We start from the raw sequence: 19,311 nt of genomic DNA, 5'->3' as shown, positions 1-19,311 counted from the left end.
TGCCGGCACTCTTGAAATGGTTAAGGACCTCCCCAAAATGACAGTCATCGACAGTCCTTCCAGGGAGCCGCAACGATGCGATTCGACAAACTGACCACCAAATTCCAGCAGGCGCTGGGCGATGCCCAGAGCCTGGCCGTGGCGAACGACAACGCCTATATCGAGCCGCAGCACCTGCTGCTGGCCATGCTGGACGACGCCGAGGCCGGCGTCGGCGGCCTGCTGGCCCGCGCCGGCGTCAATGTGCCGGCGCTGAAGGGCGGCCTGAAGCAGGCCGTCGAGCGCCTGCCGCGGGTGCAGGGCGCCGGCGGCGAGATCACCGTGTCGCGCGATCTGGCCAATCTGCTGAACGTCGCCGACAAGATCGCGATGAAGCTCGGCGACGACTTCATCGCCAGCGAGCTGTTCCTGTCGGCGCTGTCCCAGGACAAGGGCGAGACCGGCCGCCTGCTGAAAGAGCACGGCGGCAACCATGCGTCCATCCAGGCGGCCATCGACGCGGTGCGCGGCGGCGAGAGCGTCGCCAGCGCCGATGCCGAGGGCCAGCGCGAGGCGCTGAAGAAGTTCACGCTGGACCTGACCGAGCGCGCCCGCCAGGGCAAGCTCGATCCGGTGATAGGCCGCGACGACGAGATCCGCCGCGCGATCCAGGTGCTGCAGCGCCGCACCAAGAACAATCCGGTGCTGATAGGCGAGCCCGGCGTCGGCAAGACCGCCATCGTCGAGGGCCTGGCGCAGCGCATCGTCAACGGCGAGGTGCCGGAAAGCCTGAAGAACAAGCGCCTCTTGGTGCTGGACCTGGCGGCCCTGATCGCCGGCGCCAAATATCGCGGCGAGTTCGAGGAGAGGCTGAAGGCGGTGCTGAACGATCTGGCCAGGGACGACGGCCAGACGCTGATCTTCATCGACGAGATCCACACGCTGGTCGGCGCCGGCAAGGCCGACGGCGCGATGGACGCCGGCAATATGCTGAAGCCGGCGCTGGCGCGCGGCGAGCTGCACTGCATAGGCGCGACCACGCTGGACGAGTATCGCAAGTACATCGAGAAGGACGCCGCGCTGGAGCGTCGCTTCCAGAAGGTGCTGGTCGGCGAGCCGTCGGTCGAGGACACCATCGCCATCCTGCGCGGCCTGCAGGAAAAGTACGAGATCCACCACGGCGTCGACATCACCGACCCGGCCATCGTCGCCGCGGCGGAACTGTCGCAGCGCTACATCACCGACCGCTTCCTGCCGGACAAGGCCATCGACCTGATAGACGAGGCCGCCAGCCGCATCAAGATGGAACTGGACTCGAAGCCGGAGGCGATGGACAGGCTGGACCGCCGGCTGATCCAGCTGAAGATAGAACGCGAGGCGGTGAACAAGGAAAGCGACGAGGCCAGCCAGAAGCGGCTGAAGCTGATCGAGGACGAGATCGCCGCGCTGTCGCGCGAATACGCCGATCTTGAGGAGATCTGGAAGGCCGAGAAGGCCGCCCAGCAGGGCACGCAGACCATACGCGAGGAAATCGACCGCCTGAAGGTGGACATGGACGAGCTGAAGCGCCGGGGCGACTGGCAGAAGCTGGCCGAGCTGCAGTACGGCAAGCTGCCGCAGCTGGAGGCGCGGCTGAAGGAGGCCGAGGCCGCCGGAGACCAAGGCGAAGCCAAGCCCAACCGCCTGCTGCGCACCCAGGTCGGCGCCGAGGAGATCGCCGAGGTGGTCAGCCGCGCCACCGGCATCCCGGTGTCCAAGATGCTGACAGGCGAGCGCGAGAAGCTGTTGAAGATGGAGGACGTGCTGCATCGGCGCGTGGTCGGCCAGGACGAGGCGGTGACGGCGGTGGCCGACGCGATCCGCCGTTCGCGCGCCGGTCTGGCCGATCCGAACAAGCCCTACGGCTCCTTCCTCTTCCTCGGGCCGACCGGGGTCGGCAAGACCGAGCTGTGCAAGACGCTGGCCGGCTTCCTGTTCGACAGCGAGGACCATCTGATCCGCATCGACATGTCGGAATACATGGAGAAGCATTCGGTGGCCCGGCTGATCGGCGCGCCGCCCGGCTACGTCGGCTACGAGGAGGGCGGCTATCTGACCGAGCAGGTGCGCCGCAAGCCGTACAGCGTCATCCTGCTGGACGAGGTGGAGAAGGCGCATCCGGACGTGTTCAACGTGCTGCTGCAGGTGCTGGACGACGGCAGGCTGACCGACGGTCAGGGCCGCACCGTCGATTTCAAGAACACGGTGATCGTGATGACGTCGAATATCGGCAGCCAGCAGATCCAGGCGATGGCCACCGACGACTACCAGGTGATCAAGCTGGCCGTGATGGCCGAGGTCAAGACCCAGTTCCGGCCGGAGTTCATCAACCGCATCGACGAGGTGGTGGTGTTCCACGGCCTGGACGAGAAGCACATCCAGGCCATCGCCCGCATCCAGCTGAAGGGTCTGGAGGCGCGGCTGGCCAAGCTGGAGCTGAATCTGCAGATCAGCGACGGGGCGCTGGCGCTGTTGTCCGAGACCGGCTTCGACCCGGTCTACGGCGCGCGGCCGCTGAAGCGGGCGATACAGGCCGAGCTGGAGAATCCGCTGGCCAAGGCGATACTGGCCGGCAAGTACCCGCCGAAGGCGACGGTGATGGTGGAGGCGCGCGACGGCCGGCTGGTCTTCGACTGAGTCCGTCCGCGTTGCGGAAGGAAAAAACGGCCGCGCGAGCGGCCGTTTTTCATCGTCCGGGCCGCTCCGGATGCAGGAAGCAGCCGGGCAGGTGGTCGTTGACGACGCCGCAGGCCTGCAGATAGGCGTAGATCACCGTGCTGCCGACGAAGTTCATGCCGGCCTTCTTCAGCGATTTGCTGATGTGATCGGACAGCTCGGTGCTGGCCGGCACCCGCTCGTCGTCGAGGCGCCGCAAGATCGGTTTGCCGTCGACATGCGCCCACAGCCAGTCGGCGAAGCTGCCGTGCTCCCGCTGCATCCGCAGGAAGACCTTGGCGTTGCGGATGGCGCTGTTGATCTTCAGCCGGTTGCGGACGATGCCGGCGTCCAGCATCAGCCGCTCGACGTCGTCGTCGCTCATCGCGGCCACCTTTTCCGGCTCGAAGCCGTGGAAGGCGGCGCGATAGCCTTCGCGCTTTCTCAGTATGGTGATCCAGGACAGCCCGGCCTGCGCGCCTTCCAGCACCAGCATCTCGAACAGTTTGCGGTCGTCGCGCTCGGGACGGCCCCATTCCTCGTCATGGTAGGCGACGTACAGCGGATCGTCGCCGCACCAGGGGCAGCGTGGCGTTTCCTTCATGGCGTATGCAGCAGGACGTCGATCAGCAGGCCGGTTTTCTGGATGCCGCGCCGCGACGCCAGGCTGATCACCAGCGGATTGCACAGATTGGCCTGCAGCGCGCCGAGCGCCGGATGGGATTCGCGCTGCGCGTCCAACGGTCGGTACAGCATCAGCAGGACGGCGGCATCCTGCGGTCCGGACAGCTGAAGCTCGGCCACCTCCTCGTCGGTCAGCTCGATCTGCAGGCGCACGCCCAAGCGGTCCGGCAGGGCCAGGCTGAACGTCACGCCGGGGTCGTCCAGCGACTGCAGCCAATAGACTTGCGGCAGCGGGTGGGTGATGTCGTGGAACAGTTTGAAGCGGGTGCAGTTTTCCAGCGCGGGAATGCCCTGCGGGAAAGTGATGACGGTGGCTTCGTCGACTTCGACGCTGCCCAATTGGTTGGAATCGAAGCGCACGGGATTCTCCTCAGGCGTGGGCGGTTGCGGCGGGCGTGAGGGCATGCCCGCTTGTGCTGATAAAGTTGTCAGCCTATACATGGTATTGCGTTACGTGATGTTACGCGAATGTCTTAGCGCCGGAGCGGGAAGCGCCCGCGGCGCGCCGCGGTTTTTCACACAGCGCTCACTCATCATAATCGGCAAGTCAAGGCGGCGCGTCTGCGCCCGGCGCTTGTGGCCGGGTCCGGTTCCGTCAGGAAAGGGGCGGTCTGGCATGGAGCTGAAACCGAAGCGGTTCCTGATCCTCGACGATCAGCTGGTGCTGCGCAAGCTGATTTCGCGACAGGCGAGCTTCTTCAACCGCTTCGCCGTCGACATCGACGAATTCAGCGATCCGGCGGAGGCGATGCGCAGCATCGCCGAGGGCGGCTACCATCTGGTGATCACCGACATCGGCATGCCGGGCATGAACGGCATCGATTTCATCAAGAATGTCGCCCGGCTCGGCTATCAGGGCGCGCTGCTGATCATCTCCGGGTACGACGGCAAGACGCTGCAGACGATAGCCGACATGTCGGCCAATCTGGGCATCGCCTGCACCCGTTTCCTGTCCAAGCCGTATTCCGCCGAAGCCTTCGTCGCCACGCTGAACAGTATCTTCAACGCGATGGAGCGGAACGGCCCGCCGCCGGGCGTAGACATCGAGGCGCTGCTGGACGAGGTCTGCAAGGACAACTACCGGCTGGAGTTCGCCCCGGTGTTCTCGCTGGCCGACCGGCGGCTGCAGGGCTTTTCGCTGAGCGCGCTGAGCGTGGCCGGCGGCCGCTACGACTTCGACCATCTGCTGACCTTGCTGGCCGGGAGGCGCATGGCTTCAGCGGTGGCGCTGGAGACGGTGGTCGAGCGGATGGCGCGGCTGCTGCTTCAGATCGGCGAGCATACCGCGCTGGACGAGTGTCCGATGAATATCCGCATCGACGAGGCCTGCCTCGGCGCCGACAACGTCTTCGACCACTGCTTCGCGCTGTTGCAGCAATACGGCGTCGCGGCGCACCGGATCGGTTTCGAGCTGGCCGACGGCTTGAGCCGGCGTTCGGGGGCCCTGTGCTTCGAGAACGTCGCCAAGATCAAATACCTGGGCTTCCGGCTGCTCGCCGACGGTTTCGGCGCCGGCTCGCTGACGATCAGCAATCTGCTGAAGTTTCCGTTCGACCAGGTCAATGTGCCGGCTCAGACGCTGAGCTGGCTGCGGACGCTGCTGGGGGAGGATGCCGGCGCGTTCCGGCTGTTGCGTTATTTCGGCCTGCCACAGGCCGCCGTCTGCGCGACCGGTCTGGACGACGAGGAGAGCGTGGCGCTGGCGACGGCGCTGGGCTGCCCGCACGGCGTCGGCAGACATCTGGCGCCGACGGTGCCGGAGCAGGATCTGGTCGCGATGACCGCGGACAGCCTGGGCGGCAAGTCCGGCGCCGAAGCGGCCGTCGAATGAGGGAGGATGCGATGGCTCCGACCGACTTCGCCCGCCTGCGCATGCTGATCGTCGACGACCAGACCCTGGTCCGCACGCTGATCGCGCAGGCCCTGCACCATATGGGCGTCAAGCAGGAATCGATTTTCCAGGCGGCGGACGGCACCATCGCGATGCGGATGCTGGACATCCGCATGGTCGACATCGTGCTGTGCGACGTGCAGATGCTGCCGATGAACGGCATGGACCTGTTGAAGGAGCTGCGCTGCGGCCATACCGCCAATGCTTCCAATCTGCCCTTCGTCTTCCTGTCCGGCCACGCCGACCGCGCCAATGTGGTGCTGGCCAGCCAGCTGCACGCCGACGGCTTCGTCGTGAAACCGCCGAAACCGGCCGATGTCGAGAAGGCGATCCAGGCGGCGTTGCAGCGGCCGCGGCCGGAAATCGATCCTTTCGCCTATTACCATGTGGCCACCGGCACCGATTACGACAAGAAGGTGTTCGGCCGCCTGTTCGAAGTCCGCGGCCTGGTCTACCAGGAGGAGCCGGAGGAGCACTGCCTGCTGCTGGACGATGTCAAGCCGGGGGCGATGCTGACGCGAGATCTGCGCAACAAGGCCGGCCACCTGCTGCTGCCGCGCGGGGCGACCATTTCCGCCAACCAGCTGGCGGTGCTGAAGAATCACCGCGACCGCTACGGCGTGTCGCAGCTCTATGTGATGGAAGTCAACGACGCGGCGGCCAATCCGACAGTGGGGCATTAGGACATGACGGAGGCCAGGCCGCGGCACAGACAGGCGATGGCGATCGGGCGCAGCGTGCTGGCCATCGTGCTGCTGCTGGGCCTGCTGCAGGCCAGCGTGATGCTGCAATTGCAATGGCAGGCCTGGGATGAATACGAGGAGGCCGGCCAGCTGGTCGAGCAGAACCAGGATTCGGCGCTGCTGTTCCAGTTTGCCGGCCTGCAGCATCAGGAAAGCGGCCAGATGCGCATGCTGCTGCTGCGACGGCAGCCGCCCACCGCGGTCGAGATGGCCCAGCTCGACCGCTTGGCGCGCCAGGTGGACGAGCGCTTCCTGACGCTGATCACTTCGCTGCACGGCCGCGACCAGGCGCGCGTCGCCGACCGCATGGCCCAGCTGCGGCAATCATTCCACCAATTCCAGCAGATGCGTTCCCAGGCGCGCGCGGCATTGTCGGCCGCAGTCGACGAGCGTGAGGCCTTGACCACCACCCTGTTCGAGCAGTCGCGCGAGGTGCAGGAACGGATCCAGCACCTGCTGGACGAGAACGTGGTGCAGATGGCGGCCAGCGGCGACGCGCGGATCAACAATCTGGCGTGGCTGACCCAGGATGTGCGCACGCTGGATTTCTGGCTGCGCTCCAACGCGCAGTCGCTGGTGCTGCGCGAGGAGCTGGAGCACAGGCTGGACCGCCGGGTGGAGGAGGATCTGGCGCGACGTCTGAGCGCGGCGATGCTGACGCTGTCCAAGCTGCAGCTGCGCATAGGCAGCCTGAACGATCCGCAGCTGTCCGAGCAGTTCTCCCAGCTGTCGCAGATGGCGAACAAGCAGCAGCTGTTGGTGCAGCTGCAGCTGGAGCAGCTGGACGGCAAGCTGCAATTCCGCCAGGCCAACGACTACGTGCTGAATCTGCGCCAGCTGACCGATGTGTTGCAGCGTTCGCAACGCATCGTCTCTACCCGGGCGGATCAAGTGGCGCAGGAGAACCGCCGCTACTACCGGCGCATTCTGCTGCGCGAGGGCCTGTTCGGCGTGGCGGTGCTCGCGCTGCTGGCCTTCCTGCTCTTTGTGATGGTGCGCAAGGTGCTGAAGCCGCTGGATTTCCTGCAGCGCATGCTGGACGTGTCCGGCGATTCGATGCTGGTGGTCAATCCGGACGGCGTGATAGACATGGCCAACGAGGGCGCCGGCCGGATGTTCGGTTATGAAATGGACACGCTGATCGGCATGCCGGTGCGGCAGCTGTTCGTGATGGACGACGAGTTGCACGCGGTGATGGCGGGGCTGGAGGTGCAGGTGGGACGTACGCTGCCGGTAGAGGGCATGGGCAGCGGCGGCGAGCGCTTCCACGCGATGCTGACCGTCAGCCGCTTTCTCGAGGACACCGACCCGCCGTTGAATATCCTGATCGTCCGCGACGAGCACAAGCGCCGACTGGCGGAAACGTCGCTGGAACGCAGCGTGGCGTTGTTGTCGGTGATCTCCGAGGTCGAATCGATGCTGTTGTCGCGCGCCGAGCGCGGCCAGGTGTTCCAGCGGCTGCACGATACCTTCGTCGACTTCACCAGCTCCGAGCGCTGCATCCTGGTCGCATGGTCGGCGCGCGACGGCGACGACGAGATGCTGCATCTGCAGGCCGGCGACTGGCCCGACTTCCTGCCGACGATACAGCAGCTGTCGCAGGCGGCGGCGCCGCTGGCCGGTTTGTTCCGCAGCCTGTCGGCGCAGCCGTCCTGGGTGTCGCTGCCGGTGATGCTGGGCGGCGAGGCCGCCGCCGGCGTCTGCCTGCTGAGGCCGACGCTGTCGTTGCTGGGCATCAGCATCCTGCCCTTGATGGGCGCCTACGCCAACATCCTGGGCTTTTACGCCGAGGAGGACCGCCGCAAGCTTTCGGAGGCGCAGCTGCGCGCGGTGCTGCAGGAGGAGGAGGCGGTCTATTCGGCGTCGCCGGTCGGCCTGTTGCGGCTGAACGAGCATTTCCAGATCACCCGGGCCAACCTGACCGCCGAGGGCATTTTCGATGTCGGCGACGAATACGGCCTGTCCGGCATGCATCTGATGGAGCTGCTGGCGTCCGAACACGGCTGGTACGAGCTGGCCGAACAGATGTCCAAGATGCAGCAGGACAACGCCCGCATCCATTGCGAGCTCGAATGCCTGACCGGCACCGGCAGGCCGATCTGGGTGCTGTTCGAGGGCCAGCTGCTGTTTCCCGACGCCGCGGAGTCGGTGATCATCCTGGCCTGCCTCGACATCACCGAGCGCAAGATGGCGGAGTTCGAGCTGCGGATGGCGCGCGACCAGGCCAATGCCGCCAACCGCGCCAAGAGCGCCTTCCTCGCGACGATGAGCCACGAGATACGCACGCCGATGAACGGCGTGCTGGGCATGCTGGAGCTGCTGGCGATGACCCGGCTGGACGGCGAGCAGCGCGACACCGTGTCGACGATACAGGACTCCGCCAACACGCTGTTGCGGCTGATAGACGACATCCTCGACTTCTCCAAGATCGAGGCCGACCGGCTGGAGATCGTGCCGGCCCGCACGGCGGTGCGGCCGTTCATGGACAGCGTGCGCAGCCTGTACCAGGAGAACGCCAACAAGAAGGGCCTGGAGTTGACGCTGACGCTGGACGAGAAGCTGGCGCCGACGCTGGTGATGGACCCGCTGCGGGTCCGGCAGATCCTGCAGAACTTCATCAGCAACGCCATCAAGTTCACCTCCAGCGGCCGCGTCGACATCCTGGTCAAGGTGATGGACACCATCGCCAACTACCAGGTGCTGAGCTTCGAGGTCGTCGATACCGGCATCGGCATGTCGCTGGAGCAACTGAACAAGCTGTTCCAGCCGTTCACCCAGGCCGACTCGGAAACCACCCGCCGTTTCGGCGGCACCGGTCTAGGCCTCGCGATCTGCCGGCGGCTGGCCGGGCTGATGGGCGGCCATGTCGAAATGGAGAGCGAGCAGGGCAAGGGCAGCTGCGCGAGGTTGCTGCTGGAGCTGGAGTGGCTGGCCGAGCAGGTCGAGCCGGTGGTGCTGCCGGAGCAGCCGATGCCGCTGGAGCCGGCGGGCAGAGCCGACGCCGGCGCGTCCGGACAGAGCCTGTTCCCGATACTGTTCGCCGAGGACAATCCGACCAACCGCAAGTTGACGCTGAAGCAGCTGGAGAAACTGGGCTATCCGGCCGATTGGGCCGAGGACGGCGACCGCGCCTTCAGTAAATGGCTGGCCGGCCGCTATTCGCTGATCCTGACCGACTGCCATATGCCGGGCATAGACGGCTACCAGCTGGCGAGGCTGGTGCGCGCGCACGAGGAGTCGCATCCGGAGCGCGGCCGCATTCCCATCGTCGCCTGCACCGCCAACGCCGCCAAGGAGGAAATGGACAAGACCCGGGAGGCCGGCATGGACGATTTCCTGACCAAGCCGCTGTCCATCTACTCGCTGGAGGCGGTGCTGAGCAAATGGATGGGGCAGGGCGGCGGCGGGACGGAAACGCCGGCCGCGGCGGAGGACGCGCGGGCCGAGGCGGCGCCGGCGGCCGAGCCCGCCGGGGCGCCGCCGCCGGTCGACCGCAGCGTGCTCGAGGTGTACAGCAACGGTGAACTGAGCGTGGAATTGGAAATCCTGCGCGAATTCCAGACCGGCAACAACGAGGACGTCGCCGAGCTGCGCGCGGCGCTGGCGGCCGACGACGCCGAGCGGGTCGGCTTCTCCGCGCACCGGATCAAGGGCGCCAGCCGCATGGTCGGCGCCAATGCGATGGGCGATGCCGCCGAGGCGGTGGAAAAGGCCGGCAAGGGACGGAACCTGGAACTGGCGCACCAGGCGATGGAGACTTTCGAGGCCAGGCTGGCCGTGTTCGAGGACTGGCTGGGGAAGCAGACCGAGACCATAGGCTGACGCCCGGCTTTGCCTGTCGCGGCGCGGCGTTTTAGAATCCGCCCATGAACCGAGAGCAATCGTTGTATTCCTTGCTGGAAACGGCGCTGTTGTGTCCGGTGGTGGAGGACAAGCTGGCGCTGGCCGAGCGCGTCAGGCGGGACTGGGACGCCGGGCGGCTGGCGCGCTCGGACGCCGCGCCGCCGTATCCGCTGCCGCAGGCGGGCCGGCCGGAACGGCCCGAGCTGGTGCATCCGGCGCGGGTGCCGCGCCGGGGCCTGTCCACCCGGCAGGGCCATGGCGCCCTGCTGCACGCGATCGCCCACATCGAATTCAATGCCGTCAATCTGGCGCTGGACGCCGCCTGGCGCTTCCGCGACATGCCGGACGCCTTCGTCGGCGACTGGCTGCGGGTCGCGGCCGAGGAGGCCGGCCATTTCCGCCTGCTGCAAGGCAGGCTGGCGGCGCTGGGCTTCGTATATGGCGATTTTCCGGCGCACGACGGCCTGTGGGCGATGTGCCGCAAGACCGACCACGACGCGCTGGCGCGGATGGCGCTGGTGCCCAGGGTGCTCGAGGCCCGCGGGCTGGACGTCACGCCGGGGATACAGCGGAAGCTGGCCGGCATAGGCGACGACGACAGCGTCGCGGTGCTGGACATCATCCTGCGCGACGAGGTCGGCCATGTCGCGATAGGCAACCGCTGGTTCGGCGAACTGTGCCGCCAGCGCGGCCTGGCGCCGCAGCCCACTTTTCTGCGGCTGCTGGACGAGCACGGCGTGCGCCTCCATCCCGGCGACTACAATCTGAGCGCTCGCGCGGCCGCAGGCTTCTTCGCCGACGAGCTGGCCGAGCTGGCCCGCCTCGGCGAGGCGGCCGCGGCGACCGATTTCCCATCCGAAAAAACAGGCGGTACCCGATGATGAACCTGATCAAGCGCATGCAGCGCAGCCGCAAGCTGTCGCTGGCGATGCTGGCCCTGTCCACCTTGTTGTTCGCGGCCCTGTCCGGCCTGTGGCAGGGAGGGCAGGCGGACAGCGCCTTGCTGCGCCTGCTGTGTCCGGTGCTGATGCTGCCGGCGCTGGGCATGCAGCTGGCCTCGCTGTGCGTGCTTTTACAAAAACCACGAAAATGAAACGGCTTTTAAAAACAGCGGCTTAAAGTTGCGGCAACGCGTCACGCGGGCTTGACGATGCCATCCGGGCCGCGCATAATCGCGCCGGATATTTAGTCAACAGGCTCCCCTGCTGGGCGAGCCTGTCGTTTTTTGCACTTGCGGAGTGTCTGCACCATGGAGCATCAGGTATTCCTGCGTCAGCTGGAAACCCATTCGCTGCCTGCATCGGATTTCAACCACACAGCCCATCTGTACGCGGCCTGGGGCTATCGCCGGGAGTACCCGGCGCCGGAGGCGGCGGCACGCTGCGCGCACGCGCTGTCGCGTTACGCGATGGCCAACGGCGCGGCGACCAAGTACAACCACACGCTGACGATGGCGCTGCTGGCCATCGCCTACAGCCGCGTCGAGTCCTGCCCGGCCTTGACGCAGGACTGGCAGGCCTTTCTGGACAGCTGCGCCGACCTGGCGCAGGACGCCCGCGCCGTGCTGGAACAGTATTACTCGGCGGAGCGCCTCGCCGCCGACTCCGCGCGCAAGGCCTTCGTCAAGCCGGACAAGCAGCCGCTGCCGGTGTCCTGCCTGCTCAACTGATACACCGAGAATTCCCCACGCAATGATCAAAGCACCAGAACTCTTGCTGCCCGCCGGCACGCTGGACAAGATGCGCGCCGCCTACGACTTCGGCGCCGACGCCGTCTACGCCGGCCAGCCGCGCTACAGCCTGCGCGCCCGCAACAACGATTTCAAGCTGGAAGAGCTGAAGCAGGGCATAGACGAGGCCCACGCCCGAGGCAAACAGTTCTTCGTCGCCAGCAACATCCTGCCGCACAACAGCAAGATCAAGACCTATATGGCCGATATGGAGCCGGTGATCGCGATGAAGCCCGACGCGCTGATCATGGCCGATCCCGGCCTGATCATGATGGTGCGCGAGAAGTGGCCGGAAGTGCCGATCCATCTGTCGGTTCAGGCGAACACCGTCAACTACATGGGCGTCAAGTTCTGGCAGAAGCTGGGCGTGTCTCGCATCATCCTGTCGCGCGAGCTCAGCCTGGACGAGATCGCCGAGATCCGCCAGGAATGCCCGGACATGGAGCTGGAAGTGTTCGTGCACGGCGCCTTGTGCATCGCCTATTCCGGCCGTTGCCTGCTGTCCGGCTACTTCAACCACCGCGATCCGAACCAGGGCACCTGTACCAACGCCTGCCGCTGGGACTACAAGGTGCACGACACCGAGGGCGACGCCGCCGGCGACGTCCAGGTGATCCAGTTCGACTTCAACAAGGCGATGGAAGAGGCCAACCAGAGCTTCTCGTCCTGCGGCAGCCAACAGCGCCATCCGCTGGCCGACAAGACCTATCTGATCGAGGAAGGCAGCCGTCCGGGCGAGTTGATGCCTATCATCGAGGACGAGCATGGCACCTATATCATGAACTCCAAGGACCTGCGCGCCGTCGAGCAGGTGGAGAAGCTGGTCAGGATAGGCGTCGATTCGCTGAAGATCGAAGGCCGCACCAAGAGCCTGTACTACGTCGCGCGCGCCGCCCAGGTCTACCGCAAGGCCATCGACGACGCCGTCGCCGGCCGCCCGTTCGACCTGGGCCTGCTGGCCGATCTGGACGGCCTGGCCAACCGCGGCTACACGCCGGGCTTCCTGGAGCGCCATCAGACCCAGGAATACCAGAACTATCTGACCGGCCACTCCAAGGCCAAGCAGAGCCAGTATGTCGGCGACGTGATCGAGGTGGACGCCGACGGCTGGGCGCTGATCGAGGTGAAGAACCGCTTCGCCGTCGGCGACAAGCTGGAGGTGATCCACCCGTCCGGCAACCGCGTGATCGAGCTGGCCGAGATGACCCGCAACGGCGAGGCGGTTCAGGTCGCGCCGGGCAACGGCATGCAGGTGCGCATCCCCGGCATGGCCGGTTACGACGGCAGGGCGCTGATCACCCGCCTGCTGTAAGCCGCGGCTGTCGCCGTCTTTCGTAAAGGCCGCCGTTGGCGGCCTTTTTGTTTGCATGGCCGGTACCGCGGTGTTGCGGGATTTCCACTGAGGGACGAGGCCGGCGGCGTCGCGGGGCGGTGGGTGAATTCCGATTATGACAATGTCTTGATTGGCCGACCGGCATGGCTGGCGCGGCCGCAGCCAATAGCGCGCCGATGTTGATGATCATAAACGGTCCGGACCGCGCCGCCGCGCCGGCGCCGTTTTTTTCGTGTCGGACAAGCCGGGCGCTATTGCCAGCGTAAGTAATTGTGATTAAAAAGTAGTGACATAAAGCAAGCGGCGTGGAATTTATTAAACACCAACGCCGCGCATGGAGAGTGAGAGAGGAAACCATGATGCAAATCGCCTGCTTCCGACCCGACTGTCGCGCATCCGTCCATTTGTCGTCCGCATCGGTCCTGCCCCTTCCTTTCCCGCGCCCCGGCCCTCCCGCCTTCCTCTGCACATCCCGCTGATTCCATACGGAATTCCGTTTTACATGCCGTAACGCACGGACATATTGCGCGCGCCTGCCCACGGTGTATGTTGGCAGTGTGGCAGCAGCAGCGGTCCTGCGATTGAAGATTGCGTTCTCCGGCTCTCCCGGCCCGGACCGGGAGCCTTTATGGTCGTGCTACTTAGGAAGCCTGTCATGAGCAAGAAACTGGTTCGCAAAGTGCTGTACTCGCTGTTGCTGTTGTTGCCGGCCTCGGGCGCGCTGGCGGAGGACAAGGTGCTCAACGTCTACAACTGGTCCGACTACATCGCCAAGTCCACGATACCCGGCTTCGAGAAGCAGAGCGGCATCAAGGTCAAGTACGACGTCTACGACAGCGACGACACGCTGCAGGCCAAGATGCTGACCGGCCGCGCCGGCTACGACATCGTCGTGCCCACTTCCAACTTCATGGCCAAGCAGATCGAGGCCGGCATCTACCAGAAGCTCGACAAATCCAAGATTCCCAATCTGGCCAATCTGGACAAGGCGCTGATGGCCAAGATCGTCGACGCCGATCCGGGCAACGCCCACGGCGTGCCGTGGGCCTACGGCACCGACGGCCTCGGCTACAACTACACCAAGGTCAAGGCCTTGCTGGGCAATGGCGCGCCGCTGGACAGCTGGGACATCCTGTTCGATCCGAAATACGTGTCCAAGCTGAAGGGCTGCGGCGTATCGGTGCTGGACCAGGCCAACGACGTGTTCGCCGTCACGCTGCATCATCTGGGCAAGGACCCGAACAGCAAGAACCCGGCCGACTACCAGGCCGCCTTCGAGGCATTGAAGAAGATCCGCCCCTACATCACCCAGTTCAACTCGTCCGGCTACATCAACGACCTGGCCAACGGCGACATCTGCCTGGCGCTGGGCTGGTCCGGCGACATCAACATCGCCAAGCACCGCGCCGCCGAGGCGAAGCGCGCCTACCAGCTGGGCTACGTGATTCCGAAGTCCGGCGCGCCGATCTGGTTCGACGTGATGGTGGTTCCGAAGGACGCGCCGCATCCGGAGGCCGCGCTCAGGTGGATCAACTACATCGAGACGCCGGAAGTCAACGCGGCGATCACCGACGAGGTGTTCTACCCGACCGTCAACGCGGCGGCGCGCAAATTCGTCAAGCCGGAGATCGCCAACGATCCGACCATCTATCCGCCCGAGTCGGTGATGAAGACGCTGTTCCTGCTGAAGCCGCTGCCGGCCGACATCATGCGGCTGCAGAACCGGCTGTGGACGCAGCTGAAGACCGGCCGCTGAGCCGTTCAGGCAAGACCGCATAACAATCAGTCCGCCGCCCGGCCTGGCCGGGACGGCCGGACAACCGTGGAACATCGCCCGCCGCGCGCGGCGGGGCGGATGGTGCCGGCGGGCGGGACCCGCCGGCGGGACGCAATGTCGAAACCGTGGTGCCACCATGAAACAAACCGTTCTGAAACGCTTCTTGCCGTCGGGCAGGGGCGCCGTGATCGGCGTGCCCTTCCTGTTCCTGTTCGTGTTCTTCCTGCTGCCCTTCCTGCTGGTGGTGGGCATCAGCTTTTCGCAGCAGCAGCTCGGCATCCCGCCGTACACGCCGTTGACCCGGTTTGAGAACGATGTCTACACCATCGCGCTCAATATCGGCCACTACAAGTTCATGCTGGGCGACGACCTGTATTTCGCCACTTATATCAGCTCGGTCAAGATGGCCTTCTTCTCCACCGTGCTGTGCCTGTTGCTCGGCTACCCGATGGCCTATTACATCGCCCGGGCAGAGGGGACGACGCGCAACACGCTGATGATGATGGTGATGCTGCCGTTCTGGACCTCCTACCTGATCCGCGTCTACGCCTGGATAGGCATATTGAAGAACGACGGTTTCCTGAACCAGTTCCTGCTGTGGCTGGGCGTGATAGACAGTCCGCTGCACCTGTACCACACCAATTGGGGCGTCTACATCGGCATGGTCTTCTCCTATCTGCCCTTCATGATCATGCCCTTGTACGCCCATCTGGTGAAGATGGACCTGACGCTGCTGGAGGCGGCCTACGACCTGGGCGCCAAGCCGTGGCGCGCGTTCTGGCAGGTGACGCTGCCGCTGTCCAAGAACGGCATCATCGCCGGCAGCCTGCTGGTCTTCATCCCGGCGGTCGGCGAGTACGTGATTCCGGAACTGCTGGGCGGCTCGGATACGCTGATGATAGGCCGGGTGATGTGGGAGGAGTTCTTCAACAATCTGGATTGGCCGATGGCGGCCACCGTCACCTGCTGCATGGTGCTGTTGCTGCTGGTGCCGATGGCGCTGTTCCAGCACTACCAGGTCAAGACCATGGAGGAAGCGCGATGATCAAGCCGAGCAAACCGTTGTCCTTTCTGGTGCTGGGACTGGGCTACACCTTCCTCTACCTCCCCATCGCGCTGCTGGTGCTGTACTCGTTCAACGAATCGAAGCTGGTGACGGTGTGGTCGGGCTTTTCCACCAAGTGGTACGCCGCGCTGCTGGACGACGACGAGTTGATCGGCGCCGCCTGGCTGAGCCTGAAGATCGCGCTGATGACGGCGACGGCGTCGGTGGTGATGGGCACCTGGGCCGGCTTCGTGCTGGGCCGTTTCGGCCGTTTCCGGCTGTTCACGCTGTTCACCGGCATGATCAACGCGCCCTTGGTGATTCCCGAGGTGATACAGGGCATCTCGCTGCTGCTGCTGTTCGTCGCGATGGAGCAGAGCTTCGGCTGGCCGGAGGGGCGGGGGGTGTTCACCATCTGGATAGGCCACGTGATGCTGTGCGTGTCCTACGTCACCATCGTCGTGCAGTCGCGGGTGAGGGAGCTGAACCTGTCGCTCGAGGAGGCGGCGATGGACCTGGGCGCGCGGCCGCTGAAGGTGTTCTTCGTCATCACGCTGCCGCTGATCTCGCAGGCGCTGGTGTCGGGCTGGCTGCTGTCGTTCACGCTGTCGCTGGACGATCTGGTGCTGACCGCCTTCCTGTCCGGTCCCGGCTCCACCACGCTGCCGATGGTGATCTTCTCCCGCGTGCGGCTGGGCCTGAATCCGGAAATGAACGCGCTGGCCACCTTGTTCATCGTGCTGGTTTCGCTGGGCGTGGTGGCGGCCAATGTCTATATGGGGGCGCTGGCGCGCAAGCGGGACAGGGAGATGCGCCTGGCCTTCGCCAATGGTTGAAGGCGGCAGGAAAACGACAACGACGGTGCGGAACAAGGAGAAATGACGATGAAGAGGATATTGATCAGCGCCCTGATCGCGGCGCTGCCCGGCGCGGCGCTGGCCGACGCGAAGGCGGACGAGATCGCCAGGCTCAGAGCCCAGATGCAGAAGCTGCAGCAGCAGATGGAGGCCTTGCAGAAGGCGGTGGACGCCGCGGCGGCGAGCAAGCCTGCGCCGGCCGCGGCTGCGGCCGACGACGCCAATACCGAGCTGAAGGAGAGGGTGGCGAATATGGAGCTGAAGGTGGACAAGCTCAATACCGCCGCCACCGACGGCCCGCTGGCCGGCCTGAGCATCACCGGCTATGTCGACCCGACCTATGTCTACAACCGGGCGCAGAACAGCGCCGGCTTCCAGTTCCTGAACCACCAGAACACCTACGCCTACAGCAACAGCACCTTCGGCGACGTCTATCTGGACATCAAGAAGACCTTCGGCGTCGGGCCGACCGCCCCCAGCGCCGAAATCACCATCATGCCCAACCGCGGCTCGGGCAACACGCTGCTGGACGGCGGCAGCGGCAACAACATCATCAACACGGCGGTGGTCAACTTCCCGCTGTCCGACACCTGGAGCGTCAACGCCGGCCTGCAGAACAGTTTCGGCGGCTACGAGGTGCAACAGTCCAACCAGATGGTGACGCTGTCGCACGGTCTGCTGTACGACTTCAGCGATCCGGGCAGCTATGTCGGCGCCGGCTTCGCCTGGAGCCACGACGTCTGGGCGTGGAAATTCCTGCTGGCCAACGAGCAGTACCGCACCCACGCCAATCTGGCCAATACCGGCACCAACGCCGCCAACGGCAATCCCCAGGTCAAGAGCAACAACACGCCGACTGTCACCGCCCGCGTCGACTACACCTGGAGCAGCGCGCTGGACCTGGGCGGCTCGTTCAACGCCGGGCGGCAGACGCTGCTGACCGGCAGTGGCTGCAGCAGCGGCTTCGGCTACCAGTGCGGGGCGACCGATCCGTATTCCAACTACTTCTTCGTCGAGGCCGACGCCAGCTACACGCTGGGCGACGTGATCTACAACGCCGAGCTGGACTACGGCCAGCAGCAGAAGGCGGCCTGGAACGGCGGGCAGGCGCAGTGGTACGGCGTGTCGCTGCTGGGCCACCGCAAGTGGATGACGGAGACGCTCGGCAAGATGGGCGCCACGCTGCGCTACGACTATCTGAACAACAGCAAGAACGGCGGCGGAGGAGGCGGCGTGGCGCTGGGCAGCGGCGGCTATGACGGCGTCAACGGCTTCGGCGTCGATCCGGCCTGCCTGGCCAGCGGCGCCACCGACTGCAAGGGCGCGAACCGCCAGGCGCTGACCGCCGACCTGCTGTTCTTCCCGACCGACCAACTGACGCTGAAGCTGGAATACCGGCACGACTGGGCCAGCCAGGCGGTGTTCCAGCGCAACGACGGCAGTCTGAAGCGAAGCAACGACATGCTGGGCGCCCAGGCGGTCTACAGCTTCTGATCGCGGCCGGGGAGGCGGCGGGCCCGGCCCGCCGCTTTTTTATTTGCCCGCCTTGCGGCAAAATGCCTTTATCATTTCATTTCGCGCGAAGCCGCTTCCTCCGATCATGCTTCTCGATCTGCTGCGCTGGCCTCTGCCGCGCTATCGTCCCGATCCCGCCCGCGCCCATCACGGTCCGGCCGGCTATCGCAATCTGTATCCGTTCAAGCAGCCGCGTTTCGCCGATCTGGCGCGCTGGAGATGGCAGCGGCGCCGCTTGCGCGCGGCGCACCGGCTGCAGGACATCCGCTGCGTCGTGCCGGACGCCGCCGCGCTGGCGGCCAACCGCGATCGCCCGTCCTACACCTGGATAGGCCACGCCAGCGGCTTGATCCAGCTGGCCGGCGTCAATCTGCTGCTGGACCCGGTCTGGTCCGAGCGCGCGTCGCCGCTGCAATGGGCCGGGCCGAAGCGGCTGCTGCCGCCGGCCTTGCCGCTGGGCGCGCTGCCGCATATCGACGTGGTGATGGTGACGCACAATCACTACGACCATCTCGATTTCGCCACCTTGAGCCGGTTGGCGGCGCAGCCCGGCGGCGCGCCGCTGTTCGTCGCGCCGCTGGGCGTCGGCGCGACGCTGCGGCGGGCGGGGGCGCCGGCAGATCGCGTCGTCGAGCTGGACTGGTGGGAGCGCCACCGCCACGGGGAGGTGGATCTGACGCTGACGCCGGCGCAGCACTGGAGCAAGCGCTGGGCCTGGGGCGACCGCAACCGCGCGCTGTGGGGCGGTTTCGCGGCGGCGGGCGGCGGCGTCCAGCTTTGGTATCCGGGCGATACCGGGTATCATCCGGAGCTTTTCGCGCGCATCGCCGAGCATCTGGGCAAGGTCGATCTGGCGCTGTTGCCGATAGGCGCCTACCAGCCGCGCTGGTTCCTGGCCGCCCAGCACATCGATCCGGCCGAGGCGGTGGAGATTTTCCGCATCGTCCAGCCGCGGCGGGCGCTGGCGGTGCACTGGGGCAGCTTCGTGCTGACCGACGAGCCGCTGCACCAGCCGCCGCTGGATCTGGCCGAGGCGCTGGCGCGCAGCGGCGTCGATCCGGCCGATTTCGGCGTGCCGGCGATAGGCGAGACCTTCTGGCTGGACGCGTGATTCGTCTGCAGTGGATCAAGCGAACGCCGATTGGCGGCCGGCATCGCCGGATCAAGCATTGCCCGCATCGGCGCGGGCGCATACAATCAAACCGATATTTTTCAGAAGCG

General features: G+C 65.6%; 15 protein-coding genes. 13 read left to right on the top strand and 2 right to left on the bottom strand.

Annotated elements, in window-relative coordinates; genetic code table 11:
* The first annotated feature begins 75 nt into the window (after nucleotides 1-75).
* Nucleotides 76-2,655: an ATP-dependent chaperone ClpB gene (gene clpB / locus WNM05_RS14905; protein ID WP_434628143.1), complete on the top strand. Its 2,580-nt coding sequence runs from the start codon at nucleotides 76-78 to the stop codon at nucleotides 2,653-2,655.
* A 49-nt stretch (nucleotides 2,656-2,704) separates the two neighbouring features.
* Here the strand turns inward: clpB and WNM05_RS14900 are convergent, their stop codons facing one another.
* Together WNM05_RS14900 and fliW are read right to left on the bottom strand one after the other, a co-directional pair.
* Nucleotides 2,705-3,277 carry a DNA-3-methyladenine glycosylase I gene (locus WNM05_RS14900; protein WP_434628141.1) on the bottom strand — a complete coding sequence of 191 codons (573 nt, stop codon included), beginning with the start codon at nucleotides 3,275-3,277 and terminating at the stop codon, nucleotides 2,705-2,707.
* Nucleotides 3,274-3,717 carry a flagellar assembly protein FliW gene (gene fliW / locus WNM05_RS14895; protein WP_434628138.1) on the bottom strand — a complete coding sequence of 148 codons (444 nt, stop codon included), beginning with the start codon at nucleotides 3,715-3,717 and terminating at the stop codon, nucleotides 3,274-3,276. Before fliW ends, WNM05_RS14900 begins: the two co-directional genes overlap by 4 nt.
* A 256-nt stretch (nucleotides 3,718-3,973) precedes the next feature.
* On the opposite strand from fliW, the gene WNM05_RS14890 reads away from it, so the two are divergent.
* From WNM05_RS14890 to WNM05_RS14835, 12 genes are all read left to right on the top strand, one after another.
* The gene (locus tag WNM05_RS14890; RefSeq protein WP_434628135.1) at nucleotides 3,974-5,188 is read left to right on the top strand and encodes an EAL domain-containing response regulator; all 1,215 of its coding nucleotides are present in this window, start codon (nucleotides 3,974-3,976) and stop codon (nucleotides 5,186-5,188) included.
* Nucleotides 5,189-5,199: 11 nt separating this feature from the next.
* Nucleotides 5,200-5,931: a response regulator gene (locus tag WNM05_RS14885; protein ID WP_434628132.1), complete on the top strand. Its 732-nt coding sequence runs from the start codon at nucleotides 5,200-5,202 to the stop codon at nucleotides 5,929-5,931.
* Between the two features lie 36 nt (nucleotides 5,932-5,967).
* Nucleotides 5,968-9,813, top strand: coding sequence for an ATP-binding protein (locus tag WNM05_RS14880; protein WP_434628130.1), 3,846 nt, complete (start codon nucleotides 5,968-5,970; stop codon nucleotides 9,811-9,813).
* A gap of 44 nt (nucleotides 9,814-9,857) precedes the next feature.
* On the top strand, nucleotides 9,858-10,715 hold the full coding sequence (locus WNM05_RS14875) for a ferritin-like domain-containing protein (RefSeq protein WP_434628127.1): 858 nt from the start codon (nucleotides 9,858-9,860) through the stop codon (nucleotides 10,713-10,715).
* The gene (locus tag WNM05_RS14870; protein WP_434628124.1) at nucleotides 10,712-10,927 is read left to right on the top strand and encodes a hypothetical protein; all 216 of its coding nucleotides are present in this window, start codon (nucleotides 10,712-10,714) and stop codon (nucleotides 10,925-10,927) included. Before WNM05_RS14875 ends, WNM05_RS14870 begins: the two co-directional genes overlap by 4 nt.
* Nucleotides 10,928-11,083: 156 nt before the next feature.
* Nucleotides 11,084-11,503 carry a hypothetical protein gene (locus WNM05_RS14865; RefSeq protein WP_434628122.1) on the top strand — a complete coding sequence of 140 codons (420 nt, stop codon included), beginning with the start codon at nucleotides 11,084-11,086 and terminating at the stop codon, nucleotides 11,501-11,503.
* Nucleotides 11,504-11,528: 25 nt separating this feature from the next.
* On the top strand, nucleotides 11,529-12,875 hold the full coding sequence (gene yegQ, locus WNM05_RS14860) for a tRNA 5-hydroxyuridine modification protein YegQ (protein ID WP_434635154.1): 1,347 nt from the start codon (nucleotides 11,529-11,531) through the stop codon (nucleotides 12,873-12,875).
* 676 nt (nucleotides 12,876-13,551) lie between these two features.
* A complete protein-coding gene (locus WNM05_RS14855) occupies nucleotides 13,552-14,652 on the top strand; it encodes a polyamine ABC transporter substrate-binding protein (protein ID WP_434628120.1) in 1,101 nt (366 codons plus the stop codon).
* Nucleotides 14,653-14,809: 157 nt separating this feature from the next.
* Nucleotides 14,810-15,718, top strand: coding sequence for an ABC transporter permease subunit (locus WNM05_RS14850; RefSeq protein ID WP_434628117.1), 909 nt, complete (start codon nucleotides 14,810-14,812; stop codon nucleotides 15,716-15,718).
* Nucleotides 15,715-16,554 carry an ABC transporter permease subunit gene (locus WNM05_RS14845; protein ID WP_434628114.1) on the top strand — a complete coding sequence of 280 codons (840 nt, stop codon included), beginning with the start codon at nucleotides 15,715-15,717 and terminating at the stop codon, nucleotides 16,552-16,554. Before WNM05_RS14850 ends, WNM05_RS14845 begins: the two co-directional genes overlap by 4 nt.
* A gap of 48 nt (nucleotides 16,555-16,602) precedes the next feature.
* The gene (locus WNM05_RS14840) at nucleotides 16,603-18,069 is read left to right on the top strand and encodes a DUF3138 family protein (protein WP_434628112.1); all 1,467 of its coding nucleotides are present in this window, start codon (nucleotides 16,603-16,605) and stop codon (nucleotides 18,067-18,069) included.
* Nucleotides 18,070-18,175: 106 nt separating this feature from the next.
* Nucleotides 18,176-19,201: an MBL fold metallo-hydrolase gene (locus tag WNM05_RS14835; RefSeq protein WP_434628109.1), complete on the top strand. Its 1,026-nt coding sequence runs from the start codon at nucleotides 18,176-18,178 to the stop codon at nucleotides 19,199-19,201.
* Nucleotides 19,202-19,311: the final 110 nt, after the last annotated feature.

It is taken from the genome of Chromobacterium sp. CV08 (assembly GCF_051129845.1).
GTDB lineage: Bacteria > Pseudomonadota > Gammaproteobacteria > Burkholderiales > Chromobacteriaceae > Chromobacterium.
The sequence above is the reverse complement of the archived record's forward strand: the minus strand, read 5'-3'. Positions and strand labels throughout refer to the sequence as shown.